This is a genomic window from Agrobacterium sp. P15N1-A, assembly GCF_044626815.1.
GTDB classification, from domain to species: Bacteria; Pseudomonadota; Alphaproteobacteria; order Rhizobiales; family Rhizobiaceae; genus Agrobacterium; species Agrobacterium leguminum.
The window spans coordinates 988425-1014097 of sequence record NZ_JBIUPF010000001.1; the positions used below are offsets into that span (position 1 = coordinate 988425).

General features: G+C 60.5%; 21 protein-coding genes. 10 read left to right on the forward strand and 11 right to left on the reverse strand.

Annotated features, from left to right (window positions below):
- Positions 1-12: 12 nt before the first annotated feature.
- Complete coding sequence (locus ACIK7D_RS04860; protein WP_400155739.1) at positions 13-1677, forward strand: ABC transporter permease; 1665 nt, start codon at positions 13-15, stop codon at positions 1675-1677.
- Between the two features lie 310 nt (positions 1678-1987).
- On the opposite strand, the gene ACIK7D_RS04865 is transcribed toward ACIK7D_RS04860, so the two are convergent.
- The 5 genes from ACIK7D_RS04865 to ACIK7D_RS04885 all read right to left on the reverse strand — a co-directional run bounded on the left by ACIK7D_RS04865 (position 1988) and on the right by ACIK7D_RS04885 (position 7683).
- Positions 1988-2800, reverse strand: a complete 813-nt coding sequence (locus tag ACIK7D_RS04865; RefSeq protein WP_400155740.1) for an ABC transporter permease — start codon at positions 2798-2800, stop codon at positions 1988-1990.
- A gap of 4 nt (positions 2801-2804) precedes the next feature.
- Positions 2805-3713, reverse strand: a complete 909-nt coding sequence (locus ACIK7D_RS04870; protein ID WP_080817796.1) for an ABC transporter permease subunit — start codon at positions 3711-3713, stop codon at positions 2805-2807.
- A gap of 11 nt (positions 3714-3724) precedes the next feature.
- Positions 3725-4882: an ABC transporter ATP-binding protein gene (locus ACIK7D_RS04875; RefSeq protein ID WP_400155741.1), complete on the reverse strand. Its 1158-nt coding sequence runs from the start codon at positions 4880-4882 to the stop codon at positions 3725-3727.
- Between the two features lie 135 nt (positions 4883-5017).
- Positions 5018-6115, reverse strand: a complete 1098-nt coding sequence (locus ACIK7D_RS04880) for a polyamine ABC transporter substrate-binding protein (protein ID WP_078051237.1) — start codon at positions 6113-6115, stop codon at positions 5018-5020.
- A gap of 152 nt (positions 6116-6267) precedes the next feature.
- Complete coding sequence (locus ACIK7D_RS04885) at positions 6268-7683, reverse strand: short-chain fatty acyl-CoA regulator family protein (RefSeq protein WP_400155742.1); 1416 nt, start codon at positions 7681-7683, stop codon at positions 6268-6270.
- A 256-nt stretch (positions 7684-7939) separates the two neighbouring features.
- Here ACIK7D_RS04885 and aceA point away from each other — a divergent pair, with 256 nt between their 5' ends.
- The gene (gene aceA / locus ACIK7D_RS04890) at positions 7940-9229 is read left to right on the forward strand and encodes an isocitrate lyase (RefSeq protein WP_400155743.1); all 1290 of its coding nucleotides are present in this window, start codon (positions 7940-7942) and stop codon (positions 9227-9229) included.
- Positions 9230-9313: 84 nt separating this feature from the next.
- Positions 9314-9571 (forward strand): hypothetical protein, encoded by a 258-nt coding sequence (locus ACIK7D_RS04895; RefSeq protein WP_004432604.1) that lies wholly within the window; start codon positions 9314-9316, stop codon positions 9569-9571.
- Between the two features lie 12 nt (positions 9572-9583).
- Here the strand turns inward: ACIK7D_RS04895 and ACIK7D_RS04900 are convergent, their stop codons facing one another.
- The gene (locus ACIK7D_RS04900; RefSeq protein WP_400155744.1) at positions 9584-10456 is read right to left on the reverse strand and encodes a LysR family transcriptional regulator; all 873 of its coding nucleotides are present in this window, start codon (positions 10454-10456) and stop codon (positions 9584-9586) included.
- On the opposite strand from ACIK7D_RS04900, the gene ACIK7D_RS04905 reads away from it, so the two are divergent.
- Positions 10443-10889: a hypothetical protein gene (locus tag ACIK7D_RS04905; protein WP_400155745.1), complete on the forward strand. Its 447-nt coding sequence runs from the start codon at positions 10443-10445 to the stop codon at positions 10887-10889. The two genes, ACIK7D_RS04900 and ACIK7D_RS04905, sit on opposite strands and share 14 nt — an antisense overlap.
- A 310-nt stretch (positions 10890-11199) precedes the next feature.
- Here the strand turns inward: ACIK7D_RS04905 and ACIK7D_RS04910 are convergent, their stop codons facing one another.
- Positions 11200-12384, reverse strand: coding sequence for an NAD(P)/FAD-dependent oxidoreductase (locus tag ACIK7D_RS04910; RefSeq protein ID WP_400155746.1), 1185 nt, complete (start codon positions 12382-12384; stop codon positions 11200-11202).
- Positions 12385-12507: 123 nt separating this feature from the next.
- Between ACIK7D_RS04910 and ACIK7D_RS04915 the strand changes: the two genes are divergently transcribed.
- The 6 genes from ACIK7D_RS04915 to ACIK7D_RS04940 all read left to right on the forward strand — a co-directional run bounded on the left by ACIK7D_RS04915 (position 12508) and on the right by ACIK7D_RS04940 (position 21091).
- Positions 12508-13947: a glutamine synthetase family protein gene (locus ACIK7D_RS04915; RefSeq protein WP_080817810.1), complete on the forward strand. Its 1440-nt coding sequence runs from the start codon at positions 12508-12510 to the stop codon at positions 13945-13947.
- Positions 13948-13959: 12 nt separating this feature from the next.
- Complete coding sequence (locus ACIK7D_RS04920; protein ID WP_400155747.1) at positions 13960-15246, forward strand: NAD(P)/FAD-dependent oxidoreductase; 1287 nt, start codon at positions 13960-13962, stop codon at positions 15244-15246.
- Between the two features lie 136 nt (positions 15247-15382).
- The gene (gene zwf, locus ACIK7D_RS04925) at positions 15383-16858 is read left to right on the forward strand and encodes a glucose-6-phosphate dehydrogenase (RefSeq protein WP_400155748.1); all 1476 of its coding nucleotides are present in this window, start codon (positions 15383-15385) and stop codon (positions 16856-16858) included.
- Between the two features lie 10 nt (positions 16859-16868).
- Positions 16869-17567, forward strand: a complete 699-nt coding sequence (pgl, locus tag ACIK7D_RS04930) for a 6-phosphogluconolactonase (RefSeq protein WP_020812896.1) — start codon at positions 16869-16871, stop codon at positions 17565-17567.
- Between the two features lie 123 nt (positions 17568-17690).
- A complete protein-coding gene (gene edd / locus ACIK7D_RS04935; RefSeq protein ID WP_080817812.1) occupies positions 17691-19511 on the forward strand; it encodes a phosphogluconate dehydratase in 1821 nt (606 codons plus the stop codon).
- Positions 19512-19726: 215 nt separating this feature from the next.
- Positions 19727-21091: a metallophosphoesterase gene (locus ACIK7D_RS04940; protein ID WP_400155749.1), complete on the forward strand. Its 1365-nt coding sequence runs from the start codon at positions 19727-19729 to the stop codon at positions 21089-21091.
- 23 nt (positions 21092-21114) lie between these two features.
- Here the strand turns inward: ACIK7D_RS04940 and ACIK7D_RS04945 are convergent, their stop codons facing one another.
- From ACIK7D_RS04945 to ACIK7D_RS04960, 4 genes are all read right to left on the reverse strand, one after another.
- Positions 21115-21471 carry a hypothetical protein gene (locus tag ACIK7D_RS04945; protein ID WP_035236048.1) on the reverse strand — a complete coding sequence of 119 codons (357 nt, stop codon included), beginning with the start codon at positions 21469-21471 and terminating at the stop codon, positions 21115-21117.
- Positions 21472-21710: 239 nt separating this feature from the next.
- Positions 21711-22799: an ABC transporter ATP-binding protein gene (locus tag ACIK7D_RS04950; protein WP_400155750.1), complete on the reverse strand. Its 1089-nt coding sequence runs from the start codon at positions 22797-22799 to the stop codon at positions 21711-21713.
- A 20-nt stretch (positions 22800-22819) separates the two neighbouring features.
- Positions 22820-24475 carry an alpha-glucosidase family protein gene (locus ACIK7D_RS04955; RefSeq protein WP_080818816.1) on the reverse strand — a complete coding sequence of 552 codons (1656 nt, stop codon included), beginning with the start codon at positions 24473-24475 and terminating at the stop codon, positions 22820-22822.
- A gap of 37 nt (positions 24476-24512) precedes the next feature.
- Positions 24513-25673 (reverse strand): carbohydrate ABC transporter permease, encoded by a 1161-nt coding sequence (locus tag ACIK7D_RS04960; protein WP_269698632.1) that lies wholly within the window; start codon positions 25671-25673, stop codon positions 24513-24515.

A 25673-nucleotide genomic window follows, 5' to 3' on the forward strand; every position in this document is an offset into this window, starting at 1 on the left:
CAGTAGACTGGCATGTCCATGACGGTTTCCCTTCCGGCAACAAGACGCTTCTCGGTGTTGCCCATCACGGCGGTCATCGTCGCGGCCATTGCCGCCATGCCCATTCTGGCAATTTTCTGGCTGGCGCTGACGGGCAGCACGGAGGGATGGCAACATCTTCTCGCCAATGTCCTGCCGCGCGCCGGGTTTCGCACCTTCCTGCTCTTGGGGATGACGGCCGCGACGACGGCTTTCTTCGGCATCGTCTGCGCCTGGCTTGTCACCACATTCGAATTTCCGCTGCGGCGGTTATTGTCCGCGGCACTCGTCCTGCCGCTCGCCATCCCCTCCTATCTCGCCGCCTATGCCTTCGGTGAGTTCCTCGATTTCACCGGCCCGATACAGAGCGCGTTGCGCACCGCTTTCGGTTATCACAGCATCCGCGATTACTGGTTTCCGGACATACGCTCGCTCGGCGGTGCGGTGATCGTTCTGAGTTCGGTCCTCTATCCTTACGTTTATCTCTCGGCCCGTGCCGCCTTCTCCATGCAGGGGCGGTTTGCGGCCGAAGCGGCCCGCACGCTTGGCGCAAAACCGCTGAATGTGTTCTTCTCCGTGCAATTGCCGATGGCCCGGCCTGCCATCGCCATCGGGCTTTCTCTGGTCCTGATGGAAACGCTGAACGATATCGGCGCGGTTGAATATCTCGGTGTCCAGACGCTGACCTTCACCATTTACGAAACCTGGCTCAATCGCGGCAATCTCGCCAATGCGACGCAGATCGCCGCTGTCATCCTCATCATCGTCGGTGTGCTGATCGTCATCGAACGCAATGCGCGGGAAAAACAGCGCTTCGGCGCGCCGAAGGCGACAAGCATGGCGCAGCGCCACCGGCTGAAGGCGCTCAACGGCTGGCGGCGCTGGGGCGCGAGCCTCTTCTGCTTCGTTCCCGTGGCGAGCGGTTTTTTCATTCCCGTCATCGTGCTGGGCGGTTACGCCGCCAGGAGGCTCGATGCGCTGTTTGCGCCGAAGCTTCTCAAAGCACTCGGGCACAGTCTCGAAGTCTCGCTTTCCGCCGCCTTCGTGACGCTGATAGCCGCTTTCGTGTTTTCCTATGCCATCCGCACCGAGCGCTCGCGCAGCTCGAAGGTGGCCGCCCGCTTCGGTTCCATGGGATATGGCGTGCCGGGAACCGTGCTCGCCATCGGGGTGCTCATTCCGCTGGCCAGCCTCGACAATGGCGTCGATGGCTTCATCCGCGCACATTTCGGCTTTTCCACCGGGCTGCTACTCTCCGGCACCGCCTTCGCCATTATTTACGCCCACGCCGTGCGCTTCATGACCATGGCGGAAGGCACGCTCGATGCCGGTTTCCAGAAGCTTTCGCCGCATATCGACATGGCCTCGCGGACGCTTGGGCGCAACCGGGCGCAGACGCTGTTCAAGGTGCTGTTGCCGAACATGCGGCCTGCGGCGCTGACCGCCTTTCTTCTCGTCCTGATCGAATCCATGAAGGAATTGCCGGCCACGATCCTGCTCCGGCCTTTCGGTTTCAACACGCTGGCAACGCTGGTTTATGAGGATGCGTCCCGCTCAAGGGTGCAGGATGCGGCCGTGCCGGCGATCATCATCATCATTGCCGGGCTTATTCCCGTGCTTCTCGTCTCGAAATCGATGGATCATCCGGAAAACCGCTGAATGGCACGGGCCTTTGCGGCAAAAAGAAAGGCGGCCTTGCGGCCGCCTGGATGAGTTGTGCTTTTCAACGAGAGAAAGGGGGACAATCTCGCCAGATGGAAATTATCAGTCCCGGCTATCAAAAATTTGACGGCCCTGCGTTGGGTTTACTTTCCGCCAACTCCTATTAACAAGCGGTTAAAACCAAAATCGATCAATTACCGACGAAAATTCCTATTCTGAGACCGTAAAGCGCCGAAACTAAATTAACAGTTTCTACTTTTCTCGCGATTTCAACAGTAACGCGTAAAAATCGACGCAGGATATTCGATCAGTTCCGTGCCGCCGCATGTTCGTCCCGCATGCGCTGCAATTCGGTCCGTTTGGAAGCGATGGAGGCGACAATCACACCGATGGTGACAAGCCCGATGAGGATCGTGCAGATGGCGTTGATTTCCGGCGTCACGCCGAGGCGAACCTGCGAATAAATCTTGATCGGCAGCGTGGTTGCGCCGGGGCCGGTGGCGAAGCTGGCGATCACCAGATCGTCCAGCGACAGGGTGAATGCCAGCATCCAGCCGGCAATGACGGCGGGGAAGATGAGTGGCAGGGTAATGCGGAAGAAGGTCTTGACCGGCGGGCAGCCGAGATCGAGCGCGGCTTCCTCGAGACTGCGATCGAAGGTCAGGAGCCGCGACTGCACGACGATCGCCACGTAACACATGGTGAAAGTCGTATGGGCGATAACCACCGTCCAGAAACCGCGATCCAAGCCGACGGCCACGAAGAGCAGCAGCAGCGACAGGCCGGTGATGACCTCCGGCATGACGAGCGGCGCGTAGATCATGCCGGAAAACAGCACCCGGCCCGGAAACCGCGCGAACCGCGTCAGCGACAGCGCCGCCAGCGTTCCGAGAATGGTGCCGATGGTGGCGCTGAGGATGCCGACACGCAGCGTCACCCAGGCTGCATCCATCAGCCCCACATTCGACCACATGGAACGGTACCATTGCAGCGAAAAGCCGCCCCAGACGGTAACGAGCTTCGAGGCGTTGAAGGAATAAACGATCAGGATGATGATCGGGATATAAAGAAAGGCAAAACCGAGGGTGAGGACGGTGATGTCGAATTTTCCGCGCTTCATGGCCTCACCCCACCTTCTTCTGCTGGTTCTGGAAGATGGCGATGGGCACCACCAGCAACAGCAGAAGCAGTACCGCCACGGCGGATGCCAGGGGCCAGTCGCGGTTGCCGAAGAATTCCGTCCACAGCGTCTTGCCGATCATCAGCGTCTGAGCGCCGCCCAAGAGATCGGGGATGACGAATTCTCCTGTTATCGGAATGAAGCAGATCATCGAGCCGGCGACGACGCCCGGCAGCGACAGCGGGAAGGTGATCTTCCAGAAGGCCTTCCATGGCGGGCAGCCGAGATCGGCCGCCGCTTCCAGCAACGTATTGTCCAGTTTTTCCAGCGCCGAATAGAGCGGCAGCACCATGAAGGGCAGATAGGAATAAACGATGCCGATGAAGATCGCCGTCTCGGTGCGGAAGATATTGACCTGCTGGTCCGGCCCGAGAAGTCCGAGCCATTGGAACAGCACCGTCAGCAGGCCTTCCGGCTTCAGAATACCGATCCAGGCATAAACGCGGATCAGAAACGAGGTCCAGAACGGCAGGATCACCAGCATCACCAGCGTCGGGCGAATGGAAGACGGCGCGCGCGCCATGGCCAGCGCCATGGGATAGCCGATCAGGAGCAGCAGGAAGGTGGAGATGAAGGCGATGCGCAGCGATGACAGATAGGCGTCGATGTAGAGCGGGTCTTCCGTCAGGAAGAGGTAGTTCTCGAAATCCAGTTCGGAGAAGAACGCGCCGAGCTTCGAAAATCCCTCGAAGACCGGCGTATAGGGCGGCATGGAGATCGCCGTATCCGACAGCGAGATTTTAAAGATGATGAAAAACGGTGCTGCGAAGAATAGCAGCAGCCAGAAATAGGGAACCGCGACGACCAGCCAGCGCCAGGGGCTTTGCCGGTTTTCGGGAGTGGTGATCGCCATCGAAGCCTCCCTCAGCGCGTCAGGACGAGGCCGGAATCCGGCTTCCAGTTCAGCCACACCATATCGCCGAAGGTGATCGGGCGATCGACGAGACGCGAAACATTCGCCTGCGCGGCGCGAATGACGCGGCCGTCGGCAAGCTTGACGATGAAGACCGAGAAGTCGCCGAGATAGCCGATATCCCAGACTTCGCCATAGGCGGAATTGACGCTGCTGTCGGCGGGCTGGTCGAGCGAGATGCGGACCTTTTCCGGGCGGATGGCGAAAGCCACCTGGCTGCCGGTCGCAGCGGCGCATTCCTGCTCCACCGCCACCTTCAGCCCTTCGCAATCCAGCGTCACCAGACCGGGCTTGCCGATATCGGAGGCATTGGCGACGACCTTGGCGTCGAAAATATTGATATCGCCGATGAAGTCCGCCACGTAGCGGCTGTTCGGCGCTTCATAGATCTCGGCCGGCGTCGCCACCTGCACGACATTGCCCTTGTCCATGACAGCGATGCGGTCCGAGACCGTCATCGCTTCTTCCTGATCGTGGGTGACGATGAGGAAGGTGAGCCCGAGATTGGTCTGGATGTCCATCAGTTCGAATTGCGTTTCCTCGCGCAGCTTCTTGTCGAGCGCGCCGAGCGGTTCATCCAGCAGAAGCACCTTGGGCCGCTTGGCAAGCGAGCGGGCGAGCGCCACGCGCTGCCGCTGGCCGCCGGAAAGCTGGCTGGGCTTGCGTTTGGCGAATTCACTGAGCTTGACGAGCCGCAGCATTTCCTCGACGCGCGAGGCGATTTCCGCTTTTGGCAGGCCGTCCTGTTCGAGCCCGAAGGCGATGTTCTTTTCCACCGACATATGCGGGAAAAGCGCGTAGGACTGGAACATCATGTTGGTGGGGCGCTTATAGGGCGGCACGCCGGAAATATCCTTGCCCTGCAGCAGGATGCGGCCCTCGGTCGGTTCCTCGAAACCGGCCAGCATGCGCATCAGCGTGGTCTTGCCGCAGCCGGAGGGACCGAGCAGCGAGAAGAATTCGCGTTCATAGATATCGAGCGTCAGGTTGTTGACGGCGACGAAATCGCCAAAACGTTTGGTGACGTTTTCAAAGCGGATGAAGGGAACCGCATCGGGGTTGTCCCACGGACTGAATTTGCGTTTGACCGGCCCCAGAGTTTTCGCCATTCACCCTACCCTCAAATCCCGTTGGTCTTTCGATCGATGCTTCGGGGCGGGCGACACCGGCAGGTAACGGGACCTGCCGGCAAAGGATCAGAGGAACAGGCCCGCCGGCCGTTCCTCAACCAGCGGGCGGAAGTGTCAGCTGCCGGTCTTTATCTGCGTCCAGACGCGGTTCAGGACGCGCTGTTCCTTCGGTCCGTAGGGCGAGATGGTGAAGAGCTTCTTCAGTGTCTCGGCATCGGGATAGACCGCCGGGTTCTTGGCGACGGCCTCATCCATCAGCGCCTGCGAAGCGAGGTTTCCATTCGCATACTGAACATAGTTGGAGGCCTTGGCGATGACTTCCGGCCGCATCAGATAGTTGATGAAGGCGTGGGCTTCCTCGACATTCTTGGCATCCGCCGGGATGGCAAGGTTGTCGAACCACATATAGGTGCCTTCCTTCGGGATGACGTAGTTCACCTCGACGCCGTTCTTGGCTTCCTCGGCGCGGCTCTTCGCCTGCAGGATATCGCCCGACCAGCCGATGGTGATGCAGCTGTCGCCATTCGCCAGTTCATCGATATAGGCGGAGGAATTGAAGGTCTTCACATAGGGGCGGATCTTCATGTAGACGTCGCCGCCCGCCTCGAGATCGGCGGTTTCCTTGCTATCCGGATTCTTGCCGAGATAGTTCATGGCGATGGCGAAGGTCTCGTCCGACGCATCGAGAATATTGATGCCGCAGGATTTCAGCTTTTCGGCATTTTCCGGCTTGAAGAGAATATCCCAGCTATCGACCGGCACATCGCCGAGCGCCGCCTTCACCTTGGCAACGTTGTAACCGATGCCGGTGGTGCCCCACATGTAGTTCACGGCATATTCGTTGCCGGGGTCGTATTTCGCCAGACGCTCGGAAACCTCGGGCCACATGTTCTTCAGATTCGGCAACTTGGACTTGTCGAGTTTCTGGAACACGCCGGCATTGATCTGGCGGGCGAGGAAGGGGCCCGTCGGCACCACGACATCATAACCGGAGCTGCCGGCCAGAAGCTTGGTTTCCACAAGCTCGTTGCTGTCGAAAACGTCATAGACGACCTTGATGCCGGTTTCCTTGGTGAAATCGGCAAGGATCGATTCGTCGATATAATCCGACCAGTTATAGACGTGGACGACCTTCTCCTGGGCCATTGCCGAGCCTGCTGCAACGAGCGCGGTGGTGAGAGCCAAGGTCAGGCGGAGAGAACGGTTTTTCATGATGTCTCCTGTTAACGCATCCTCACGACGGGAGCGTGATCCCCTTTTTTGGGAGAGACTAGAAAGGAAAACAGAAGGGAGCAAGCGGGAAATGTGCAGCACAGCATTTTCAACCAAATGTGTTCCGGCCGGGAAAAAGCGAATGGAAACACCTACTGGAAGTCGAAAACACTGAGGCCGGTGACCATTTCATCGAGCCCGAGCGGCCGCGTCAGCGGCGCTTCCGCCCGCGACAGACAGCCCTGCCTTTCGCACAGCCGGCACGAAGGGCCGACGGCGACGGGCGCAGCACCAGAAGCGGCAGGGCCATAGACGGTGTCTCCGGCCTGGGCGAGATCGCAGCCGAGAAGCACCGCCGTGCGCCTCACTCTTTCCCCGAAACCCGCCTGCGGACCTTCCAGCGTGCGCGACACTGTGAGGAAAGCGTCGCCATCCGGCATCTCCACCACTTCGACCAGCACCTGTCCCGGCTGGGCGAAAGCGGCATGGATGTTGAGGCGCGGACAGAGGCCGCCAAAACGCGCCCTTGGAAAACCGCTGGCGCCTGCAAGGCGGAAACGGTTGCCGGCATTGTCGATTTCCATCAGGAAAAACGGGATCGCGGCGGCTGACGGCCGTTGCAGGCTGACAAGACGGTTGGCTGCCTGTTCGAAAGAGACGTTGAAACGCGACCGCAAAACCTCGAGGTCGTATTTCGCCCGCTGGGCAGCGCTTAAGAATGCGCCATAGGGCATCATCAACGCATGGGCGGCGTAACGCGCCAGTTCGAAGCGGGCGATGCGCCTTGCCTCCTCCCCTTTCAGACCGAGCCCTTCAAGCTCCGTGCCGATTTCTTCGCGAAGCGCCAGAAGACAGGTCTCCATCGCCATTTCCCGCAATTGGTCCGGCTGCGACAGGCGTTCGGATAAAAACAGCCGCATCGAATGGCGGTCATAACGCCGCCTGAGGTTCGGCATGGCATGAACCGGCAGGGTGCGAACCACGATGCCGTGGTTTTTCTGAAGCCATGCACGAAGGCCGGAGGCGAGATCGTCGCCCGCCGACAGGTGTTTGTGAAGTTCTTCCGCCGCCGCGTCGATGGCATGGAAATAGGCCGGCCGGTTTTCAAAGACATGGCGCACCTCGTCAATCGGCAGGCGGGTGGAGGAGAGCGCCGTCTCGTGCCCTTCCCGCGCCAGAAGATCGGAGAGATCGGAAAGGCGCTGCGCCTGTTCCCTATAGGCCCGGTAAAGCTTGAGGACACCGCTTGCCGCATTGGGCGCGGCATCGGCAACCTCGATCAGTTCCTGCGGTGACGGCACCTCCCCCGAAAGCAGCGGATCGGCGAAGACCTCGCGCAGCTGCCCGGCGGAACCGGCGCTTTCGCCCTGCAGATCGTCCAGATCGACCTTGTAGACGGAGGCAAGCTTCAAAAGCAGCTGCACCGTCAGCGGCCGCTGGTTGCGCTCGATGAGATTGAGATAGGACGGCGAAATCGCCAGCGCCTCGGCCATGGCCGTCTGCGTCAGCGCGAGACCGTTGCGAATGCGGCGCACGCGCGGGCCTGCAAAAATCTTGTTTTCCGACACCGCTTCACCTCCCCGTGCCTGCGACTCATACAAACCTGTTACAAACTTTGCAGGCAAAAGACTTTTACAAAATTTACAATTTTACAGCTCCACCCTGTCATGCACCCTACAGGATAACCTCTTTCAAGTCACTGTTTTTATGTTTGTTCTGGCGCTCAAATCTCGAAAAATGTAAATGTAGTCACATCAAACGGCGCCATATGATGTTGAAGACGGCCCGTTACGGAAACCGCATTTTATCATCGGAGAGAGAAGTATGACGGATTTTTACAAACTTGTTCCGGGTGCTGCGCAGGGACGTTTCGATGGCCTCGAGCGCACCTACACCGCCGCCGACGTGGAGCGGCTGCGCGGCTCCGTCGAAATCCGCCATTCGCTGGCCGAGATGGGTGCGAACCGGCTGTGGAAGCTGATCAACGAGGAAAATTTCGTCAACGCGCTCGGCGCGCTTTCCGGCAACCAGGCCATGCAGATGGTTCGCGCCGGGCTGAAGGCGATCTATCTGTCCGGCTGGCAGGTTGCGGCGGATGCCAACACGGCGTCGGCCATGTATCCGGACCAGTCGCTTTATCCGGCCAATGCCGCACCGGAACTCGCAAAGCGCATCAACCGCACCCTGCAGCGCGCCGACCAGATCGAGACGGCGGAAGGCAAGGGCCTTTCGGTCGACACCTGGTTCGCACCGATCGTCGCTGATGCGGAGGCCGGTTTCGGCGGGCCGCTCAACGCCTTCGAAATCATGAAGGCCTTTATCGAGGCAGGTGCAGCGGGCGTTCATTATGAGGACCAGCTGGCATCGGAAAAGAAATGCGGCCATCTCGGCGGCAAGGTTTTGATCCCGACGGCGGCGCATATCCGCAACCTGACGGCAGCAAGACTTGCAGCTGACGTCATGGGCGTACCGACGCTGGTTATCGCCCGCACGGATGCGGAGGCCGCGAAGCTCCTGACCTCCGACATCGACGAGCGCGACCAGCCCTTCGTGGATTACGATGCCGGCCGCACCGTTGAGGGCTTCTATCAGGTCAAGAACGGTCTTGAACCCTGCATCGCCCGCGCCGTTGCCTATGCGCCCTATTGCGACCTGATCTGGTGCGAAACATCCAAGCCGGATCTCGAGCAGGCGCGCAGGTTTGCGGAAGGCGTGCACAAGGTGCATCCGGGCAAGAAGCTCGCTTACAATTGCTCGCCGTCATTCAACTGGAAAAAGAACCTCGACGACGCGACGATTGCCAAGTTCCAGCGCGAGCTGGGCGCGATGGGCTACAAATTCCAGTTCATTACGCTCGCCGGTTTCCACCAGCTGAATTTCGGCATGTTCGAACTGGCGCGCGGTTACAAGGACCGGCAGATGGCAGCCTATTCCGAGCTTCAGGAAGCGGAGTTCGCAGCCGAGGCCAATGGCTACACCGCCACCAAGCACCAGCGCGAAGTCGGCACCGGCTATTTCGACGCAGTGTCTCTGGCGATCTCGGGCGGCACATCGTCCACGACAGCCATGAAGGAATCCACCGAGCACGACCAGTTCCGCCCGGCGGCCGAATAAAATCGAAAAACTGCCCTTCCCGGTGACGGGAAGGGCTTGCAAACCGGATCAAGAACCCCAACCAATAATGAGAGGAGAAATGCCATGAATGCCCATAACCCCATCAAGACCCACGTCAAGGAACGCGCCGAGGAACAATCCTCCGCCATGACGCAGGATCAGCAGGCCGCCATCCGCATGCTGGCCAATGATCTGCACCGCCTCAACCAGGCCGTCATGAAAGCCGTTGAGGCCGGCGTTTCCGTCGAGCTGGTCCGCTCGGCCCGCCACCATGGCGGCGGCGGCAACTGGGGGGATCTGCTTATCCCCGTCATCGTCGCGCAGGGACGTGACGCCGCCTGAAATGGCCTCTTTCTATGCCGGGCGGCTTTTGCGCCCGGCATATAGATCGGAATGGCTCTTGATCAGACGGGTCATCCGATCCGCCACCGTCCTGATATCACGGCGGTGGCGATCGTCATTGTTCATGACGATCCATTGATTGTGGCGAAGGCTCTCCAGTTCTTCGCCTTCCCGAGTGAGCCGCGCATCCGCATCGCCCACGAAACAGGGAAGCACCGCCACCCCCGCCCCGGCCAGCACCAGATCGAGAAGCGCCGTCGGCCGGTTCACCGTTACCACGATCCCGTTGTTACGATTTTCGTGCGGCCAGCGCAGATAGGTTGAAATGGCGTTTTCCTCCGCCACCGCCAGCCACCGATCAGCAACGGAAGTAGCGGCGTTGCGCAGCCTGTAGGGCGCATAGGCCACCTCCCCTGTCTTGATGGCGGCAAGGTTCTTTTCCTGCGGCTCGAAAGCGCGAATGCCGATATCGTTTTCGCGATGGGCCAGAGACGCCCTCTGTTCGGCAATGAAAAGGTCGACGCGGAAATCGTCGCGGTCGGTGCAGATGGCGGAGAAATTTCCGGTCAGCAGCCAGGCGTTCCAGGTGCCGACGGCAATGCGCACGACGGAAGACGCCGACGACGCCTTCTGCCATCCCTCGATGTCCCTTGCCGCATTCTCCATCGCCTGAAGCCGGTCGAACAGCGTACGGCCGTCTGCGGTCAGGGTGTATCCCGTCTGGCGGCGCTGGAACAGCGCCTTGCCGATACGCTCCTCCAGCTCGACCATGCGCCGCCCCACCGTCGCGGGGCTCAGGCCCGTCAGCGCCGCAGCACCTGTCAGGCCGCCGCTGCGTGACACATCGAGGAAAAGTTGGTAGGAATCCCAGGTGACGTTTTTCATGGATGAAAAATGTAGCGCATTTTCTTGCGCAGATAAATCAAAAAACGGCGTGCATCATGGCCCTCCGCATGAGAAGGAGAGCGACATGCACGCGATTTTTGCAGCCCGCATTATCATCGAAAACCAGCAGCCGCGCACACGGCGCGAAGCCATTTTGCAGGAAGAGAAATTTTATGCCGATATGGCCGAGGCATCTCGGCCGTGGCGGCTTTTCAGCGCGCTTATAAGCCGGATGAGGGGGAAGAGCCGCAGATCAGTGAAAGAGAGCGATCAGGGCTGCCAGCGCACCGGCTGCGATGAGGCTCAGGCGAAATGCCAGCTGACGGCTCTCGTTGTCGGTGCGGGCGATGGCAATGGCGCGAGGGCGGCGATGTGCAGATCTGTTCATGCGCGGGTTCCTGACGAAAAACTCAACCGACCCATGCCCTGTTGAGGGCCTCCAGCAGGACATCATGTGCAGCAGGATCATTGAGCGATCCGGCCTTGCTGGCATTTGGTCAGGATGACTCCACGCCCGTTAACAGATTATTAAAAGAGCGAGGAAGGGCCACAACTTTACCAACTGAAATTGAGTTGGCGAACAGGTCACATCCGCACTCCGTCACCCTGGTTCCGGGGTCCAGCGCGATCAAGTCCTTGATCGCGAAAGACTCTTCACGGCGCAGACGCGCCGTGGCTGGATGCCGGATCAGGTCCGGCATGACGAAGGAGAGAGGTCCGAACTTTCCCACGGCCAGAGACGATCACGCGAATTCGCCAGCCGCCTGCCCGGACGCCCATGCCCACTGGAAATTATAACCGCCGAGCCAGCCGGTCACATCGACACATTCGCCGATGAAATAGAGGCCGGGTACGGATTTCGCCGCCATGCTGCGGGAATCGAGACCGGTCGTGTCCACGCCGCCGAGCGTGACTTCCGCCGTGCGATAGCCTTCGGACCCGGCGGGCTTGATCTGCCAGTCCTGCACCTCCCCCGCCAGCTTCGCCAGCGCCTTGTCGGACATATCCGCCAGATGGCCGGTGAGGCCGGATTGTTCGACGACGTGCTGGGCCAGCCGTTTTGGCAGGATTTCCGACAAGGCGGTCTGGGGCGACTGGCGGCCGTTCTTCTGCTTCGCCTGCTTCAGCAACGCGGCTATATCGCGATGCGGCTCGAGCTTCAGGCGAACCACGTCCCCCTCGCGCCAGTAGGATGAGATTTGCAGGATGGAAGGGCCGCTTAAACCGCGATGCGTGAAGAGCAGCGCTTCCTCAAACGAGGTCTTGTCATGGAAAACCTCGGCCGGAACCGCGACGCCGGCAAGCGGGCTCAGCTTTTCCAGCAAGGCGGGATCGAGCGTCAGCGGCACGAGGCCCGGACGAGTCTCGATGAGCTTGAGGCCGAATTGTTCGGCGATCTGGTAGGCGAAACCGGTCGCGCCCATTTTCGGGATCGACTTGCCGCCCGTCGCCACGATGAGGCTTTCCGCCTCGATGACGCCGCCGGATGTCGTGACGCGGAAACGGGCGCCATCATGGGTGACGGCCGAGACGGACGTTTCCAGCCGCAGCTTCGCATTCACCGCCTGCATTTCGCCAAGCAGCATGCGGATGATGTCCTTGGCGCTGTCATCGCAAAAGAGCTGGCCGAGCGTCTTTTCGTGCCAGGCGATGCGGTGTTTTTCGACAAGGGCGATGAAATCGCGCGGCGTATAACGGGCGAGCGCGGATTTGGCGAAATGCGGATTGGCGGAGAGATAATTCTTTGGCCCGGCGTGGATATTGGTGAAGTTGCAGCGGCCGCCGCCGGAGATGCGGATCTTTTCGCCCGGCGCTTTCGCATGGTCGAGAATGACGACGGAGCGGCCGCGCTCGCCGGCGCGGATGGCGCACATCATGCCGGCGGCGCCCGCCCCCAAAATCAGCACGTCACATTTCTCTGTCATCATTCCATCCGATCCGTTTCCTTTCCTCTTTTCGAAGTGCCGCCGCTTGTCAATGGCGCTTTCCCCCTCGCCAATTGCCAAACTACGGTTATGATGGCGCCAGTCGAAACACAGACCCGGTGATACATGCCCGCCAAGAAAACCATGCTCCGCCCGAAGAAACAGGCAACCATGGCAAAGAAGACCCCTCCCCTCGACCTTTCCTCCACCCGTGGCGTTTCCTCCTGGCGCGAAGCCGCGCAATGGCTGAGGGCGCGCGGGATCGAAGACATAGAATGCATCACGCCCGACCTTGCCGGGGTTCCGCGCGGCAAGATGATGCCGACGGCGAAGTTCACGGGCGACACCTCGCTGGCCCTGCCATCCGCGCTCTACCGCCATACGATCTCCGGCGAATATCCCGACGAGACCGCCAATTTCCGTTACGAGCCGCGCGACAGCGACCTGAAGCTGGTGCCCGATCTTTCCACCCTCTCCGTCGTGCCGTGGGAAACGGACCCGACCGCGCAGGTGATCTGCGACGTGGTGGATGCGGAAGGCAATTTCGTGCCCTACACGCCGCGCAACGTGCTGAAGAATGTGCTTTCGCTCTATACCGAAAAGGGCTGGAAGCCGGTCGTCGCACCTGAGATCGAATTCTACCTCGTCGCCATGAATGATGACCCGGATTATCCGCTGCATCCGCCGAAGGGCCGGTCCGGTCGGTCGATTGTCGGCGGGCAGAGCTATTCCATCGCCGGCATCAACGAATTCGACGAGCTGATCGACGACATCTATCACTTCTCGGAAAAACAGGGCCTCGAGATCGATACGCTGATCCACGAGGAAGGCCCGGCGCAGCTTGAGATCAACCTGCGCCATGGCGATCCGATCGAGCTTGCTGACCAGGTGTTCCTGTTCAAGCGCACCATCCGCGAAGCGGCGCTGAAGCACGGCATCTACGCCACCTTCATGGCCAAGCCCATGCAGGGCCAGCCGGGTTCGGCCATGCACATCCACCAGTCGGTGGTGGAGATCGACAGCGGCCGCAATATCTTCTCCAATGCCGATGGCAGCCCTTCGAAGGAATTCTTCTCCTTCGTGGGCGGCATGCAACGTTATGTTCCGAACGCGCTTGTCATGCTGGCGCCCTATGTGAACTCCTATCGCCGCCTGACGCCCGACATGGCCTGCCCGGTCAACAATGCCTGGGGTTACGACAACCGCACGACTGCCTTCCGTGTGCCGATTTCCGGCCCGCAGGCGCGGCGTGTCGAAAACCGCCTGCCGAGTTCGGACGCCAATCCCTATCTCGCGCTTGCCGCCTCGCTCGGCTGCGGCTGGCTCGGCATCGTCAACAATATCGAGCCGACCGAACCCACCGCCGATACGGCCAATGAAGGCTCCATCGAACTGCCGCGTGGTCTTCTGGAAGCCGTGGCGCTGCTGGAAGGCGAAGAGCAGTTCGACCGGGTGTTCGGCCATGAATTCGTGGGCCTCTATGCCGGCCTGAAACGCGGGGAGTTCGAGACCTTCATGCAGGTCATCAGCCCCTGGGAGCGGGAATTCCTGCTTCTCAACGTGTGAGGATCCGCGAGCATGACATGGCAAAGCCCGATTGCGCCGGGAATTTCCTGGTATCAGGCAACAGTCGGCGAGCGGCCGGACTATCCCGCTCTCGACGGCTCGAAAGAGGTGGACGTCGCGATTATCGGCGGCGGTTATACCGGCCTGCAGGCCGCCTGTAACCTCGCCGAAAACGGCGTCTCCGTCGCCCTCATCGAAGCGCATCGCTTCGGCGATGGCGCTTCCGGCCGCAATGGCGGGCAATTTGGCACCGGCCAGCGCTCCTTCCCCGACGAGATGGAAGAAGAGATCGGTTTCGAGCAATCGAAGCTGCTGTTCGACATTGCCGAGGACGCCAAAAACTACCTGCGCGGCTTCGCCGTCAGCCGCGGCATCGACATGGAATATCTGCCCGGGCAGCTCTATGTGGCGCACAAGGCCGCTTACGAGGACGATTATCGCCGCAGTGTCGATGCGATGAACAACCGTTATGGCTATCCGCATATTTCCTACATGGAACGCGCAGAAGCACGCAAACGCGTCGGCTCCAGCCATTATTTCGGCGGCACGCGCGATACCGGCACCGGCCATATCCATCCGCTGAAACTGCTGGTCGGGCTGGCGAAGGCGGCGAAAGCGGCGGGCGCCGGCATTTATGAAATGACGCCGGCGAAATCCATCCGCCAGACGGGCGGCAAGACCATCATCGAAACGCCTTTCGGTACGATCACCGCGCCGCGGGTTCTGATCGCGACCAATGCCTATATCGGCAATCTGGAACCGGTGACGGCCGCCCATATCATGCCGATCCGTTCCTTCATCGGCGCAACCGTGCCGCTGGATGCGTTTCCCGACATCATTCCCGACCGGGAGGCCGTGGCGGATTCGCGGTTCGTGGTGCGCTATTTCCGCAAGACGGCCGATAACCGGCTGCTGTTCGGCGGGCGCGAAGCCTATACGGCCGATGCGCCGCGCGATATTTCCAGCCACATCCGCCGGCAGATCGCGGAAATCTATCCTGCGCTGAAAGATATAGAGATTACCCATTCCTGGGGCGGCTCCGTCGGCATTACCCTGCCGCGCAAAGTCTTCGTGCGCGAGGTCATGCCGGGCGTCACCTCCATCGGCGGTTATTCCGGCCATGGGGTGATGCTGTCGAACTACTGCGGCAAGCTCTATACCGATCTCGTTCTCGGCAAAAAGGACATGCTGGCGCCCTTCGCCCAGCTGAAGGTGCCCTCTTTCCCCGGCGGGGCGTCGCTGCGCGCACCGCTGCTTTTCCTCGCGCTCTCCTGGTACGCGTTGCGAGACAGGTTTTAGGCCAATGTTTACAGACTGTTGCCGGCGGCGGACGAGTTGCCGGAAGCAAAATTCATAATTTCACATAACTGAGTCTGGCATTTTTAAATCGATTAGATTATTGATGCCCCAACCTTTGAAGATCGAGAGAATCGATATGAGCAGTCAGATCATTCCTGTTGAACCTTTTGATTGTGTCGTTTTCGGCGGCACGGGCGATCTTGCCGAGCGCAAGCTTCTGCCGGCCCTTTATCACCGGCAGGTCGAAGGCCAGTTCACGGAGCCGACCCGCATCATCGGTGCGTCGCGCTCGGTCATGACCCACGAGGAATATCGCAAATTCGCGCAGGACGCGCTGAAGGAGCACCTGAAGGCCGGCGAATATGACGACGCGCAGGTCGCCATCTTCCTGAACAGGCTTTTCTACGTGCCAGTCGATGCCAAGGGCAATAATGGCTGGGACGTGCTGAAGAAGCTGCTGGACGAGGGCAAGGAGCGCGTCCGCGCCTTCTATCTGGCCGTCGCGCCCGGCATTTTCGGCGATATCGCCGACAAGATCCGCGAGCACAAGCTCATCACCCGCTCGACCCGCATCGTCGTTGAAAAGCCGATTGGCCGCGATCTCGCTTCCGCACAGGAACTGAACGACACCATCGGCCACGTCTTCAAGGAAGAGCAGATCTTCCGCATCGACCACTATCTCGGCAAAGAGACGGTGCAGAACCTGATGGCGCTGCGTTTCGCCAACGCGCTTTATGAGCCGCTGTGGAATTCCGCCCATATCGACCATGTGCAGATCACCGTTGCCGAAGCGGTCGGTCTCGAGGGCCGCGCAGGTTATTACGACAAGGCCGGTGCGCTGCGCGACATGGTTCAGAACCACATCCTGCAGCTGCTTTGCCTTGTCGCCATGGAGCCGCCGGCATCCATGAATGCGGAAGCCGTGCGTGACGAAAAGCTCAAGGTTCTGCGCTCGCTGAAGCCGATCGACACCAGCAATGTGGAAAAGCAGACGGTTCGCGGCCAGTATCGCGCCGGCGCTTCCGCCGGTGGCCCGGTCAAGGGCTATCTGGAAGAACTGGAAGGCGGCGTTTCCAACACCGAAACCTTCGTCGCCATCAAGGCTGAAATCGCCAACTGGCGCTGGGCCGGCGTTCCCTTCTACATCCGCACGGGAAAACGCCTCGCGACCCGCGTTTCGGAAATCGTTGTCACCTTCAAGCAGATCCCGCATTCGATCTTCGGCGATGCGGCCGGCAAGATCGAAGCCAACAAGCTGGTCATTCGCCTGCAGCCGGATGAAGGCGTCAAGCAGTCTCTGCTCATCAAGGACCCCGGCCCGGGCGGCATGCGCCTGCGTCAGGTCTCGCTGGACATGAGCTTTGCCGAAGCCTTCAACGTGCGCAGCCCCGATGCTTATGAGCGGCTGTTGATGGATACGATCCGCTCCAACCAGACGCTGTTCATGCGCCGCGACGAGGTCGAGGCCGCATGGGACTGGATCGACCCCATTCTCAAGAGCTGGGAAGACCTGGGACAGGGCGTGCAGGGTTATACCGCCGGCACTTGGGGTCCGAGCGGTTCCATCGCGCTGATCGAGCGCGATGGCCGCACCTGGCACGATGCCGATTGAGGGCCCGGCGATGAGCGAAACGATCCACGTCTTCGACACCGCCGCCGAACTGGCAACCGCTCTTTCGGCGGAGGTTGCCAAACGCCTTGATGCGGCAACGAAGGATCGCGGTGCGGCAAGCATTGCCGTCTCCGGCGGTTCGACGCCCAAGCTGTTCTTTCAGGCGCTTTCGAAACATGATCTCGACTGGCCCAATATCAGCGTGACGCTGGTGGACGAGCGTTTCGTGCCGCCGGAAAGCGACCGTTCGAACCACCGCCTCGTTGCCGAGAACCTTTTGCAGGACAAGGCGAAGTCGGCTTATTTCGTGCCGCTTTTCCAGCCGGCGGCCTCGCCGGAGGATGCGGCGACGCTTGCGACCGTCAAGACCGAAGCGATCTGCGATCCCTTCGATGTCGTCATTCTCGGCATGGGAACGGATGGCCACACGGCATCGTTCTTCCCCGGTGGAGACAATCTCTACGAAGCGCTGGATCTCGATGAACCGCGCGGCGTTTTGACCATGGCGGCGGAGAATGCGGGAGAGGAGCGGTTGACCTTCAACTTCTCCAGCCTGCACGATGCCGAGTTTCTGGTGCTGCATATCGAAGGCGCGGCCAAGAAGGCGACGCTGGAGAAGGCGCAATCGGGCGAGGATGAGGATGAAATGCCGATCCGCGCCGTGCTGAACCGGGCAGAAACGCCCGTGGATATATACTGGGCGCCATAAGCCAACGCGGCTGCCGCACAAACGGCCCGCGCAAACGCCCGACGACATGAAGACAGAAACACGACAACCGGCCGCTCACCTCCCGGAACGCCGGTTGCCGACCAACGAACAGGATGAACGCCCATGTCCGCCGATTCCCGCATTCAGGCCATCACCGCCCGCATCGTCGAACGTTCCAAGCCCTACCGCGAGACCTATCTCGAGCGGCTGCGGCTGCAGGTCTCGAAGGGCGTTCACCGTTCCGTGCTTTCCTGCGGCAATCTTGCGCATGGATTTGCCGTCTGTTCCCCCGCCGACAAGGACATCCTTGCCGGCGACCGGGTTCCCAATCTCGGCATCATCACCGCCTATAACGACATGCTCTCGGCGCACCAGCCCTATGAAACCTTTCCCGCGATCATCCGCGATGCGGCCAAGGAAGCGGGCGGCATAGCGCAGGTGGCGGGCGCGGTTCCCGCCATGTGCGATGGCGTGACGCAAGGGCAGCCAGGCATGGAGCTTTCGCTGTTTTCCCGCGACGCCATCGCCATGGCTGCCGGCATCGGCCTGTCGCACAACATGTTCGACGCCGCCGTCTATCTCGGTGTCTGCGATAAGATCGTGCCCGGCCTCGTCATTGCGGCCCTCGCCTTCGGCCATCTGCCCGCCGTCTTCGTTCCCGCCGGCCCGATGACATCCGGCCTGCCGAATGACGAGAAATCCCGCATCCGCCAGCTTTATGCCGAAGGCAAGGTCGGCCGCGCCGAGCTTCTGGAGGCGGAATCGAAATCCTATCACGGTCCCGGCACCTGCACCTTCTACGGCACGGCGAACTCCAACCAGATGCTGATGGAGATCATGGGCTTCCATATGCCCGGTTCCTCCTTCATCAATCCCGGCACGCCGCTGCGCGATGCGCTGACGCGTGAAGCTGCCAAGCGCGCGCTGGCGATTACCGCACAGGGCAACGAGTTCACCCCGGCGGGCGAGATGATCGATGAAAGATCCGTCGTCAACGGCGTCGTCGGCCTGCATGCGACGGGTGGCTCCACCAACCACACCATGCATCTGATCGCCATGGCGCGCGCCGCCGGCATCATCCTCACCTGGCAGGATATTTCCGATCTCTCCGACATCGTGCCGCTGCTCGCCCGCGTTTATCCCAACGGTCTTGCCGATGTGAACCATTTCCACGCCGCCGGCGGCATGGGCTTCCTCATCAAGCAGCTTTTGAAACAGGGCTTTGTGCATGACGATGTGCGTACCGTCTTCGGACAGGGTCTTGAGGCTTATACCGTGGATGCCAAGCTTGACGAGAAGGGCGCGGTTGTACGCCAGCCCTCCCCCGAGCAGAGCCACGACCCGAAGGTGCTTTCCAGCATCGAGACCCCGTTCCAGCCGACCGGTGGTCTGAAGATGCTGACCGGCAATCTCGGCAAATCGGTCATCAAGATTTCCGCCGTCAAGCCGGAACGTCACATCATCGAAGCACCGGCAATCGTGTTCCACGACCAGCAGGAGCTTCAGGACGCGTTCAAGGACGGCAAGCTCAACCGTGACTTCATCGCCGTCGTCCGCTTCCAGGGACCGAAGGCCAATGGCATGCCGGAACTGCACCGCCTGACACCGCCGCTCGGTGTGCTGCAGGACCGCGGTTTCAAGGTGGCGCTGGTGACCGACGGGCGCATGTCCGGCGCTTCCGGCAAGGTGCCGGCCGCCATCCATGTCACGCCGGAAGCCTCCGACTGCGGCCCGATCTCGCTCATCCGCGATGGCGACATCATCCGTCTCGACGCCATTTCGGGAACGCTGGAAGTGCTGGTTTCCGCCGCCGAACTGGCGAAACGCGAACCGGCGCGCGCCGATCTTTCCGGCAATGAATGGGGCATGGGCCGCGAATTGTTCGCCCCCTTCCGCCGCAATGCCGGTCCGGCCGATCAGGGCGCCAGCGTCCTGTTCCATTGATTTTTGAAAGGCGAAGGCCGGATTCGGCTTCGCCTTTCAACCCCACTTTGCGGCATCGCCTGAGTGCACCCCTCATCGCCGAGAGCTGGCGCAGAAACCGCTTTATTTCCCATGTCTTAAACGTCAGACTTGTCATGCGGCTGTGATGATCGCCCGTTAGGGCCTTCTCAGCCGGCCGCGGGACGGCGGTGCAGTTTCGGATGATGGGGCCTGACATGACGATATTCTCAAGTAAACGCCGCGATGTGCTGAAGCTCATGGCCGGCACCGCCCTGCTGCCGCTGATGGCAGCGGCAACGCCGGCTATGGCGCAGGACGTGGCGCTGCGTGCAATCGTCATCTCCGACCTGCATTCAGCCTATGAGCGCATCGGCCAGCTTCTAGCGTCCATCGAAACGCGCATCGCCGCCGACAGGGCGCCCCATATCATCCTGCTGAACGGCGATCTGTTCGAGATCGGCAATGCGGTGGCCGCACGTTCAGCCGGCGAGATCGAATGGACCTTCCTGGCGACGCTCGCAAAGCTCGCCCCCACCGTCATCAATATCGGCAATCATGAGCCTGATATCGATAACGATCTCGCCAATTTCGTCAGTCACGCGCAGGCGCTCGGCATCACGGTGCTTTCCAATATCATCGACAAGCGCAGCGGCAAGCCCTATGCCGCCGCCAGCGCCGAAGTAAGCGTCGGCGGGCGGAAGGTCGTTCTGGCAGGTCTCGCCACCAATGCGATCAACACCTATCCCAAGGCCACGCGCGAGATGCTCGATATTCCGCAGCCGGTCGAATGGGCGAAAGCCAATCTGCCCGAGATTGTCAAAGCGGATGCGATTAACATCGTTCTCAGCCATGCCGGCGTCGTCGCCGACCGCGATATACTGCCGCTCCTGCCGGATGGCACCCTCTTGGTCGGTGGCCATGACCATCTGAACTTCGTGCATGAACAGGGCGCTACCCGCTATGTCCATACCGGTTCGTGGTGCACCTCCATGACGGTGGCGACGATTACGGCTCCCGGCAAGGCTGCTGCCATCGAGACCGTCACAATCGATCGCAGCGCTCCCAGCTCACCGGCTCTCAAGACCCTGATCGAGCAGACGCTCGAAAAGCACCTCACGGCCGAAGAACGGGCCATCGTCGGCAAATCCGCCAACGCGATGACCGTCGATGAGGCGGGCCGCCGCGTGGCGCAGCTCATCGCCGCAAAAACCGGTGCGGATGTCGGCTTCATCGGCCACACCTCCTTCGGCGCGGGCCTGCCGCAGGGCGATATTCGCCGCTACGATTTCAACGCCTCGCTGCGTTTCGACGGCAAGCTGATGGTGGCGGAAGTGGATGGCGAGGCGCTCGCCCAAATCCTCAAGCGCTGCAATCAGGATGGCGACATCCCGCTCACCGCGCGCACCGGCGACTATCTTTACGCCATGCCGGAAAAGCCGGAAAACAAAGAGCGCTACAAGCTGGTCTGCAACGACTGGTCAGCCACCAACCAGAAATCCTATTTCGGCCGCAGCGACCTTGCGTTCACCGAGGTGCCGGATGTGAAGCTGAAGCAGACGGTTTTGGGTGGGCTTTCTTAAGTCCCTCGCCGATCATCCGATTTTCAGAACGACCGGATATCGAGCTTCCGGTCCCTATGCGCCGGATGCGTGCTGAACACGAAAATGCGGTCCAGTTCCTTCTGCGTCAGCATGCGCAGGAAGCGGACGTGGATGGTATTGTTGGCGTTGACGCGCAACATCACGCAGCCGATCTTGGTGATCCGGGCGTCGGGAATATCGAGATAGAACTGGTTCGGCAGGTTATATTTCGTCAGCAGCGCCAGCACCGCTTCAGTCTGGGAGATGCGGATGACGTCGCAGCGCCGCGCCGCCATGTGCATGACGGCCTTTTCGGTATATTCGATGCGTGCGGCGTTCATGGTATCTTCCATGCGGAACCGGCTTTCGCGGTCATACATGAAGGATTCTTCCTTGCTCAGGTAATGGTTCCTGATGACACCCGTACCGCTCTGCACGCCCAGACTCCCATGCTCGATCAATGGATTGAGACTAGGTCATAGTCTTTAACAATTCATATCAGCGCAGGCTTAAACAGACCGGAAGCGGGACATTTCCGACATTTTTCCACAGCGGCAAAAGGTCAGCAAAAACCCCGGAACGAGGAGGTTCCGGGGCACGGTTTCGGCATCGGCGGCAATTACTGGCGATAGGTCTTGCCCTCGGCGTCGAAGAGATGGAGCTTTTCCTGCGGTGCCGCAAAACGCAGGGTTTCGCCCTTGCCGACGGAAACGATGCCCGGCACCTTGACGATGATCGGCTCCTGCCCCTTGGGCGCTTCGAGATAAAGCAGCGTCACTTCGCCGAGCGCTTCGACGATCGCGACTTTTCCCTCGAAAAGATAATCGTCCCCGGTGACGATGCTCAGATCTTCCGGCCGGACGCCAAAGCTTGCCGCCTTCCCCTTTTCGGTTGCGGGCGTGGGAACATAAACGGCGAGCGTTTTACCGCCGGCAAGTTCGATGGAGGTCCTCTCACCGGTTTCGGTGATCTTTGCAGCGATAATGTTCATGGCGGGAGAGCCGATGAAGCGCGCCACGAAGAGATTGGCCGGCCTTTCGTAAAGTTCGAGCGGCGCACCCACCTGCTCCACACGGCCCGCATTCAAAACCACGATGCGGTCTGCCAGCGTCATCGCCTCCACCTGGTCGTGGGTGACGTAGATCATCGTGGTATCGGCCATCTGCTCGTTGAGCTTGGCAATCTCGATGCGGGTGGCGACACGCAGCGCTGCATCGAGGTTCGACAAGGGCTCATCGAACAGGAAGACTTTCGGATTGCGGCAAATGGCGCGGCCAATGGCGACACGCTGGCGCTGGCCGCCGGAGAGCGCCTTGGGCAGACGCTCCAGATATTGCGTCAGCTGCAGGATTTCGGCAGCGGCACGCACGCGGCGGTCGATTTCCTGCTTGTTTTCCTTGGCGATCTTCATGCCAAAGGCCATGTTGTCATAGACGGTCATATGCGGATAAAGCGCATAGGACTGGAACACCATGGCGATGCCCCGACGCGAGGGCGGGATTTCATTGACGAGCTGGCCATCAATGAACATCTCGCCGCCGGTGATCTCCTCCAGACCGGCGATCATCCGCAGAAGTGTCGATTTTCCGCAGCCGGACGGGCCGACGAAAACGATGAATTCGCCCTGCTCGATCGAAAGATCGATGCCGTGCAGGACCTTCACCTGCCCGTATGATTTGCGGATATCCTTGAGAACGAGACTTGTCATGGGTGGTCCTCCCTGTTCTGTCAGGCGTAACGGGCGAAGAATGCGCCCCATGCCGGAAGTTCTACGCTTCTGCCTTCAAGGCCGCTTGCAAAGCCATGACCTTCGAGAACCTCCCAGTTCCCTTCCGGCAGCGTGGCTTTTGCCGGCGTTGCGGACAAGTTGAAGAGGCAAAGCACGGTTTCGTTGCCCAGCTTGCGGGTATAGCTCAGCACCTCACCCTGCACCGGCTGGAATTCGATACCACCCTTTGCGAAGGCCGGGTGCTGCCTGCGGAAAGCGAGGAAGCGGCGGTAATGTTCCAGCACCGAAGCTTCATTGCCCTGCTGGGCGCTGACGGCGCGCTGCTTGTGTTCGGCCGGAATGGGCAGCCATGTCTTGTCGGCTGTCGAGAAACCGGCCTGTGCGTGGCCGGCATCCCACACCATCGGCGTGCGGCAACCGTCGCGGCCCTTGAATTCCGGCCAGAACTGGATGCCGTATGGATCCTGCAAATCCTCAAAGGCGATATCGGCCTCGGTGAGGCCGAGTTCTTCGCCCTCATAGATGCAGACGGAGCCGCGCTGCGTCATCAGCAGCGCCGAAAGAACCTTGGCGAAAGCGTCCTTATCCTCGACATGCTCGCCCCAGCGGCTGACATGGCGCACGACATCATGGTTGGAGAAAGCCCAGCAGGCCCAGCCTTCCGGGGCGGCTTTCGCAAAATCCGCCTGCACATCGGCGACGCGCTGCGGGGTCAGCGCATCAGGTGCCAGGAATTCGAAGGCGTAACACATCTGCATCTTGTCATCGCCGGATGTATATTCACCGACGATTTCGAGGCCGCGCTGGCTATCGCCGACTTCGCCGACAGCGGCGATGTCTGGAAACTCGTCCAGCACCGCGCGGAAGCGCTTCAGGAAGGCGATGTTTTCCGGGCGGTTCTTGTCGTAGAGATGTTCCTGGAAGTTATAGGGATTTACCGCAGGTGCCGTGGAGGCGTTGCGGCGCTCCGGCGCCAGCGCCGGGTTATCGCGCAGCTCAAGGTCGTGGAAATAGAAGTTGATGGTGTCGAGGCGAAAACCGTCAACACCGCGCTTCAGCCAGAAACGGGTGATGTTTAGCAGCTCTTCCTGCACTTCAGGGTTATGCAGGTTGAGGTCCGGCTGCGAGGTGAGGAAATTGTGCATGTAATATTGCATGCGCGTCGGGTCCCACTGCCAGCCCGGACCGCCGAAGATCGACAGCCAGTTGTTGGGCGGCGTGCCATCCGGCTTGCCATCCGACCAGACATACCAGTCCGATTTCGCATTGTTGCGGCTGGCGCGGCTTTCCACGAACCATGGGTGCTGGTCCGAGGTGTGCGACATGACGAGATCGATCATGACGCGGATGCCGAGCCGGTGGGCTTCGGCAATCAGCCCGTCGAAATCGGCAAGCGTGCCGAACATCGGATCGACATCGACATAATTCGAGACGTCGTAACCGAAATCCTTCATCGGCGAGGTGAAGAAGGGCGAAATCCAGATCGCATCTGCACCGAGGCCGGCAATATGCGCCAGCCGGTCGGTGATGCCCTTGAGATCGCCGATGCCGTCGCCATTGGAGTCCTGATAGGAGCGCGGATAGATCTGATAGATAACAGCGCCGCGCCACCAGTCCTTGTTGGGCGTCAAAGCGGAAGTCACCGAAGCGGTCATGGAAGTGTCCTGTCTGGTATGGGCGTTCATGGAATGATCAGCCTCCCTTGACGGAGCCTGCGAGCAGGCCACGCACGAGATAACGTTGAAGAGCAAAGAAGACGCAAAGCGGCACGATGATTGTGACAAAGGCCGAAGCCGTGAGGATTTCCCAGTTGCCGCCGCGCGAGCCGAGCAACGCGTTGAGCGCACCGGTCAATACCAGTTCGTCCTTCTGCGTGCCGAGGAACACCATGGCGACGAGCAGGTCGTTCCAGGTCCACAGGAACTGGAAGATGGCGAAGGAGGCAAGCGCCGGGAAGGAGAGCGGCAGGATGATCTTGACGAAGATTTCAAAATCGCTGGCACCATCCACGCGGGCGCTTTCGATGATCTCCTTCGGCAGGCCGGAAATATAGTTGCGCAGCAGATAGATGGCGAGCGGCAGGCCGAAGGCGGTATGCGCCAGCCAGATGCCGGCATAGGTCTTGGACGGCACGCCGAAGATGGTGCCGATTTCATTATAGAGCCGCAGCAGCGGGATCAGCGACATCTGCAACGGCACGACGATCAGGCCCACCACCATGGCAATCAGCAGATTGCGGCCGGAAAAGCTCATCCATGACAGCGCATAGGCGGCAAAGGCGGCGATGAGGATGGGGATGACGGTTGCCGGCACGGCCACGGTGAGTGAGTTGACGAAGGACTGGCCGATGCCTTCCGAGGTCAGAACCGTGCGGTAATTGTCGAGCGTGAAGACGGGCGGCGTCGCGACGGAAATATAGACGCGCTTGCCGCGCGCGCCCTCGAAGCTCGAAGCCCTGCTATATTCGTAAGTGCCGTCCGTATTGACGAGCAGGGTTTCGCCATCGCCGATATCGGCCGGTTCGCCGGCGTTGAATGCTCTCGGCTCCTGAACGCGCACGCCGAAGGCGGAAACCTTTCCGCCCGCGCCGTTTTCGAAGACATTGCCTGATATCACATAGCGGCTGCCGTCCTGCTTCTGCACGGAAGCATCGGCGAGGCGCACTGCCGAGGTCTGTTCGGAGCTGGAGAAGGCCGTCCACCAGCCGGAGACGGTAATCTGGTCCTTGTCGCGCAGCGAGCTGACGAGAATGCCGAGCGTCGGCAGGAGCCAGAGAAGCACGACCACCAGGACGCTGGCATGGACGATGAGGCGCGGCAGGCCGACGCGGCGCAGGCGTTTGACGATATTCAT